Genomic DNA, 5,849 nt, shown 5'->3' on the forward strand with positions numbered 1-5,849 from the left:
GCACGTCGCGCACCTCGAAGCCGGCGCGCTCGCGGGTCAGACCGCCCGGGCCCAGGGCGGAGACGCGACGCTTGTGCGTGATCTCCGACAGCGGGTTGGTCTGGTCCATGAACTGCGACAGCTGCGACGCGCCGAAGAACTCCTTGAGCGCCGCGGAAATCGGCTTGGAGTTGATCAGGTCGTGCGGCATCAGGGCCTCGGTCTCGGCCTGGCCCAGACGCTCCTTCACGGCCTTCTCGATGCGCGCCAGGCCCGAGCGGTACTGGTTCTCGGCCAGCTCGCCCACGCAGCGCACGCGGCGGTTGCCCAGGTGGTCGATGTCGTCCACTTCACCGCGGCCGTTGCGCAGCTCGACGAGGATCTTGACCACATCCAGGATGTCCTCGTTGGACAGCGTCATCTCGCCCTCGGCCGTGTCGCGGCCCACGCGGGCGTTGAACTTCATGCGGCCCACGCGCGACAGGTCGTAGGTGTCGGCGCTGTAGAACAGGCGGTTGAACAGGGCCTCGACGGCGTCTTCCGTCGGCGGCTCGCCGGGGCGCATCATGCGGTAGATGGCCACACGCGCGGCGAGTTGGTCGGCCGTCTCATCGGAAGCCAGCGTCTGGCTGATATAGGCGCCTTCGTCGAGCTCGTTGGTGTAGAGCGCTTGCAGGTCACGGATGCCCGCGGCGCGCAGCTTCTTGAGCAGGCTCTCGGTGATCTCGTCGTTGGCCTTGGCCACGATCTCACCGGTGTCCGGGTCGACCATGTTGCGAGCCACCACACGGCCCACGACGAAGTCTTCGGGAACGCTGATGAAGGTGGTGCCGCTTTGCTCCAGCGTGCGCACGTGGCGCGCGGTGATGCGCTTGTCCTTCTCGACGATCACGGTGCCGTTCTTGTCCGTGATGTCGAAGCGCGCGATTTCACCCTTCAGACGGTCGGCCACGAACTCCAGCTGCGCGCCGGTGTCCATGAGGCGGAAATTGTCGAAGTCGAAGAAGTTGGCCAGGATCTGCTCGGGGTTCAGGCCGATGGCCTTGAGCAGGATCGTTACCGGCATCTTGCGGCGGCGGTCGACGCGGAAGTAGAGGATGTCCTTCGGATCAAATTCGAAGTCCAGCCAGGAGCCGCGGTAGGGAATGATGCGCGCGGAGAACAGCAGCTTGCCCGAGCTGTGCGTCTTGCCCTTGTCGTGCTCGAAGAACACGCCCGGCGAACGGTGCAGCTGGCTGACGATGACGCGCTCGGTGCCGTTGACGATGAAGGAGCCGTAGTCGGTCATGAGCGGCACTTCGCCCATGTAGACCTCCTGCTCCTTGATCTCCTTGACCGTCTTGGCCTGCGGGCTCTCGCGGTCGTAGATGATCATCTGCAGCCGCGCACGCACCGCAGCGGCGTAGGTCAAACCACGCTGCTGGCACTCGCGCGTATCGAACGCCGGCTTGGCGATGTTGTACTCAATGAACTTCATCTCCACGTACCCGTTGTGCGACACAATCGGGAAGGCGGAGAGGAAAGCGGCCTGCAGGCCCTCGGGCTTGCGCTTCTGCGGGGGCACGTCCTTCTGCAGGAAGGCGACGTAGGACTCCCGCTGCATCGTCAGCAGGTAGGGAACGTTGAGAACACTCTCACGCTTGCCGAAGCTTTTGCGAATACGCTTGCGCTCGGTATAGCTGTACGTGGGGGAAACTTGCGCCATATATGCTCCGTGTCGAGAACACGCGCCCCGGGCCCTGGAAGCGCGCACTCGTCGGCGACTGGCCTACTCGGACGTTGCGTCCGGAGCTTGGTGGCTGGCCACTACCAGCCGCTGGCGGACAACCCCGGCGTTGCACCGGAGCCCGACCAAACCCGTTCCCTGCAGTCGGATCAGAGAACACTCGGAAAAAGCCGCGCGCGGCCATTTCCGGCTGTTCTCGCCTTCAATATGGAGCCCAGGACTGTAACGCCCTGAAGCGGAAAAGGCTGGCGGCCTGAAATCAGCCGCCAGCCCTCTGGGGTCAAACCAATTACTTGAGTTCGGCCTTGGCGCCGGCTTCCACCAGCTTCTTGACAGCAGCCTCGGCGTCGGCCTTGGCGATGGCTTCCTTGACGTTCTTCGGAGCGCCGTCCACCAGGTCCTTGGCTTCCTTCAGGCCCAGGCCCGTCAGTTCGCGCACGGCCTTGATGACGGAGACCTTGTTGGCGCCGGCTTCCAGCAGGACCACGTTGAACTCGGTCTTCTCTTCGGCAGCCGGGGCAGCGGCACCGCCGCCGCCAGCGGCCGGGGCAGCCATGGAAGCGGCGGACACGCCGAACTTCTCTTCGATGGCCTTGACCAGGTCATTGAGTTCCATCACGGACATGCTGTCCAGGGCGGTCAGGAAGGCGTCTTTGTCGAATGCCATTTGGGATTCCTCGATTCAGAGATTCAGTGAAAAGGGTGCGCTCAGGCCGCAGCGGCCTCGGCAGGGGCGGTTTCTTCCGCACCACCACCACGCTTCTCGGCCAGGGCGGCCAGCACGGCCGCAGTACGCTGGATCGGCGCCTTCAGCAGGCCAGCCAACTGCGACAGCAGGACTTCCTTGCTGGGGATGGACGCCAGGGCCTTGACGCCTTCGGCGTCCAGAGCCTTGCCCGCGTAGGCACCGGCCTTGATGACCAGCTTGTCGTTGCCCTTGGCAAAGTCGGCGATGACTTTGGCCGCGGCGACAGCGTCTTCGGAAAAGCCGTAGATCAGCGGGCCGACCATGCTCTCCGACGCCACCTCGAACGGCGTGCCGGCGACGGCGCGACGGGCTAGGGTGTTCTTCAGCACGTGAAGATACACACCCTGCGCACGCGCGGTCACGCGCAGCTTGTTCAGGTTTTCGACGGTGAGGCCACGGTACTCGGCCAACGCCAGGGTCTGCGACTTGGCGGCTTGCGCTGCCACGTCGCTGACGACGGCTGCCTTCTCGTTGCGATTGAGACTCAAGGTCTGCTCCTCACAAAACGCCCGTGCCCAGCCGGCCTTGCGGCGTTCGGGAACGGGCACCACGTTCAGCGACCTTGCTGCTCCAGGAATCCCTTGCGAGATCAACTTTCACAGCGGGTGCGCCATCTGCGCTGGCTTCGGGACAAGCCCTCCATTACGGCCTCACGCGAGACCACCAGCGGTCTTGGATGACCCGTGCCCGGGAAACTCCCGGGCACGGCCCACCAATTCATTGAGCCGCTGCGCGCCAGACTCGCGCACCGCGGCTGGACTCGAATCAGCCCTGCGCTTGCGCGGCGATGGACGCCACGTCCACGCGCACGCCCACGCCCATGGTCGAGGACACGGCGACCTTGCGCAGGTACACGCCCTTGCTCGACGCCGGCTTGGCCTTGTTCAGGGCCTCCAGCAGCGCGGCCAGGTTGCCAACAAGCTTGTCGGAGTCGAACGAGCGACGGCCGATGGTGCCGTGGATGATGCCGTTCTTGTCCACGCGGAACTGCACCTGGCCCGCCTTGGCGTTGCGCACCGCGGTGGCGACGTCGGGGGTCACGGTGCCGACCTTGGGGTTCGGCATCAGGCCGCGCGGACCCAGGATCTGGCCCAGCGTACCAACCACGCGCATCGTGTCCGGCGAGGCGATCACGACGTCGAAGTTCAGGTTGCCAGCCTTGACCTGTTCGGCCAGGTCTTCCATGCCGACAATGTCGGCGCCGGCGGCGCGGGCTTCCTCAGCCTTGGCACCCTGGGCGAACACGGCCACGCGCTTGGTCTTGCCGGTGCCGTTGGGCATCACGACGGCGCCGCGCACCACCTGGTCCGACTTCTTGGCGTCCACGCCCAGTTGCACGGCCACGTCGATGGCTTCGTCGAACTTGGCGGTGGCGCACTCCTTGACAAGGGCCAGTGCGTCGTTGATCGCGTACAGCTTCAGGCTGTCGACCTTGCCCTGCAGGGCCTTGGCTTTCTTGGTCAGCTTGGCCATGTTCAGACTCCTTCCACCAGCACGCCCATCGAGCGGGCCGAGCCGGCGATGGTCTTGACTGCGGCGTCCAGATCGGCAGCCGTCAGGTCCTTCATCTTGGTCTTGGCGATCTCTTCCAGCTGCGCGCGCGTCAGCTTGCCGACCTTCTCCAGGTGCGGACGGCCGGAGCCCTTCTCCAGCTTGATCGCCTTCTTGATCAGCACGGTGGCCGGCGGCGTCTTGATGATGAAGGTGAACGACTTGTCAGCGAAAGCCGTGATCACCACCGGCAGCATCAGGCCGGGTTCCATGCCCTGGGTCTGCGCGTTGAACGCCTTGCAGAACTCCATGATGTTCAGGCCACGCTGACCCAGCGCGGGACCGACCGGCGGCGAGGGGTTGGCCTTGCCCGCCGGGATTTGCAGCTTGATGAAGCCGACAATCTTCTTGGCCATGTCTTTCTCCAGTGCAACCCAAGCGGCCAAGCCTAGGTTGTCGAGTCGAACGCGGCAGGATTGATTACCTGCCGCTCCTCATGCCGGCCTGTCGTTGCCGACTGTCACGGGCAAACCCATCGGCTTGCCAACCCAGTGCCCGTCGTAGACACGCACCACGCGCCTGCCGCACGCCGATGCCCGAAACGGGCACCGCCACGCGGCCGGACTTCTTAAACCTTCTCGACCTGTGAGAAGTCCAGTTCCACCGGAGTAGCACGGCCGAAAATCGTGACCGACACGCGCACCTTGGACTTCTCGTAGTTGACCTCTTCGACTGCGCCGTTGAAGTCGGTGAACGGGCCTTCCTTGACCCGCACCATCTCGCCCACCTGCCACTCGACCTTGGGACGGGGCTTTTCGATGCCTTCCTGCATCTGGTTGACGATCTTCATCACTTCAGCTTCGGAGATCGGCGCCGGGCGGTTTTTCGCTCCGCCGACGAAACCCGTGACCTTGCTGGTGTGCTTGACCAGGTGCCAGGACTCATCGTCCATCAGCATCTCAACCAGCACGTAACCCGGGAAAAAGCGGCGCTCGGTGACGGCCTTCTTGCCATTCTTGAGTTCCACCACTTCCTCGGTCGGCACCAAGATGCGGCCAAACTTGGCCTGCATGCCAGCGCGTTCGATGCGCTCGCGCAAGTTGCGCTCCACCGCCTTCTCCATGCCGGAGTAGGCATGCACGACGTACCAGCGCATCGGCGGTGCAGCCGGGGCGGCACCTTCCTGGCTTGCCACTTGATCGCTCATTGCCTGCTTTCCTTCAACGCTTCCAACCCAGAATCAGGTCGTATAGGACCCATTCCAGCGTCTTGTCAGTAAGCCACAGGAACAAGGCCATCGCGAGCACGAAAGCAAAGACGTAGCCCGTCATCTGCATCGCTTCCTTGCGCGTGGGCCACACGACCTTCTTCACCTCACGCACGGCATCGCGGCCGAAAGCGATCAGCCGCTTGCCAGCCTCGGCAGTGAAAAACGTGGCCACAGCTGCAGCCAGCAGCACCAAAAGCGCAGCCACGCGCACCCACAGCGACTGAGCGCCCAGCAGGTAGAACGCAGTCACGCCGGCGATCACCAGTGCCAGCGCGCCGGCAAGCCGAGCCTTGTCGGCGCCGGAAGCAACGGTTTCGACTTGGGGGTTGGGAGTCATCGGATTTGTTTCGCCAGGTGCTGGAAGCACCCATCAGCAGCAAAGCCCGCCGGGCCTCTGTTCCCGTGCGGGCTGCTGTCTGGCCGCTCGACCCGGCCTGGAATCAGCACCGGGACTTGGCAGGGGCAGAGGGAATCGAACCCCCAACCTTCGGTTTTGGAGACCGACGCTCTGCCAATTGAGCTATACCCCTGCGGCCTTTACTTCGTTTCGGCTTGGAGCCGGGTTTACTCGACGATCTTCGCCACGACGCCGGCGCCGACGGTACGGCCGCCTTCGCGGATGGCGAAGCGCAGGC

At 64.2% G+C, this 5,849-nt stretch carries 6 protein-coding genes, 1 tRNA gene and 2 pseudogenes; all 9 read right to left on the reverse strand.

All coding sequences use genetic code 11. The annotated features are described in order from the left end of the window. Positions 1 to 1,684 (reverse strand): annotated as a pseudogene (gene rpoB / locus Q0741_RS28055) (DNA-directed RNA polymerase subunit beta); the annotation flags it as partial. Between the two features lie 310 nt (positions 1,685 to 1,994). Then, positions 1,995 to 2,372 carry a 50S ribosomal protein L7/L12 gene (rplL, locus tag Q0741_RS28060; RefSeq protein WP_298236488.1) on the reverse strand — a complete coding sequence of 126 codons (378 nt, stop codon included), beginning with the start codon at positions 2,370 to 2,372 and terminating at the stop codon, positions 1,995 to 1,997. 41 nt (positions 2,373 to 2,413) lie between these two features. Further along, on the reverse strand, positions 2,414 to 2,941 hold the full coding sequence (gene rplJ / locus Q0741_RS28065) for a 50S ribosomal protein L10 (protein ID WP_298236489.1): 528 nt from the start codon (positions 2,939 to 2,941) through the stop codon (positions 2,414 to 2,416). Between the two features lie 277 nt (positions 2,942 to 3,218). Then, a complete protein-coding gene (rplA, locus tag Q0741_RS28070; protein WP_298236490.1) occupies positions 3,219 to 3,926 on the reverse strand; it encodes a 50S ribosomal protein L1 in 708 nt (235 codons plus the stop codon). Between the two features lie 2 nt (positions 3,927 to 3,928). Beyond that, the gene (gene rplK / locus Q0741_RS28075; protein ID WP_298236491.1) at positions 3,929 to 4,360 is read right to left on the reverse strand and encodes a 50S ribosomal protein L11; all 432 of its coding nucleotides are present in this window, start codon (positions 4,358 to 4,360) and stop codon (positions 3,929 to 3,931) included. Between the two features lie 212 nt (positions 4,361 to 4,572). Further along, entirely contained in the window at positions 4,573 to 5,151 is a 579-nt protein-coding gene (gene nusG / locus Q0741_RS28080; RefSeq protein WP_298236492.1) for a transcription termination/antitermination protein NusG, read from the reverse strand. A 13-nt stretch (positions 5,152 to 5,164) separates the two neighbouring features. Beyond that, on the reverse strand, positions 5,165 to 5,551 hold the full coding sequence (gene secE, locus Q0741_RS28085; RefSeq protein WP_298236493.1) for a preprotein translocase subunit SecE: 387 nt from the start codon (positions 5,549 to 5,551) through the stop codon (positions 5,165 to 5,167). Positions 5,552 to 5,668: 117 nt separating this feature from the next. After that, a tRNA-Trp gene (locus Q0741_RS28090) sits at positions 5,669 to 5,744 on the reverse strand. 34 nt (positions 5,745 to 5,778) lie between these two features. Beyond that, positions 5,779 to 5,849 (reverse strand): annotated as a pseudogene (locus Q0741_RS28095) (elongation factor Tu); the annotation flags it as partial.

The organism is uncultured Azohydromonas sp. (genome assembly GCF_937926365.1).
Classification (GTDB): domain Bacteria; phylum Pseudomonadota; class Gammaproteobacteria; order Burkholderiales; family Burkholderiaceae_C; genus Azohydromonas.

What these genes read in the sequence shown, in the direction of transcription:
- rplA (WP_298236490.1), bottom strand. Translation starts at nt 3,926, where the DNA reads ATGGCCAAGCTGACCAAGAAAGCCAAGGCCCTGCAGGGCAAGGTCGAC.
- rplK (WP_298236491.1), bottom strand. Translation starts at nt 4,360, where the DNA reads ATGGCCAAGAAGATTGTCGGCTTCATCAAGCTGCAAATCCCGGCGGGC.
- nusG (WP_298236492.1), bottom strand. Translation starts at nt 5,151, where the DNA reads ATGAGCGATCAAGTGGCAAGCCAGGAAGGTGCCGCCCCGGCTGCACCG.
- rplL (WP_298236488.1), bottom strand. Translation starts at nt 2,372, where the DNA reads ATGGCATTCGACAAAGACGCCTTCCTGACCGCCCTGGACAGCATGTCC.
- secE (WP_298236493.1), bottom strand. Translation starts at nt 5,551, where the DNA reads ATGACTCCCAACCCCCAAGTCGAAACCGTTGCTTCCGGCGCCGACAAG.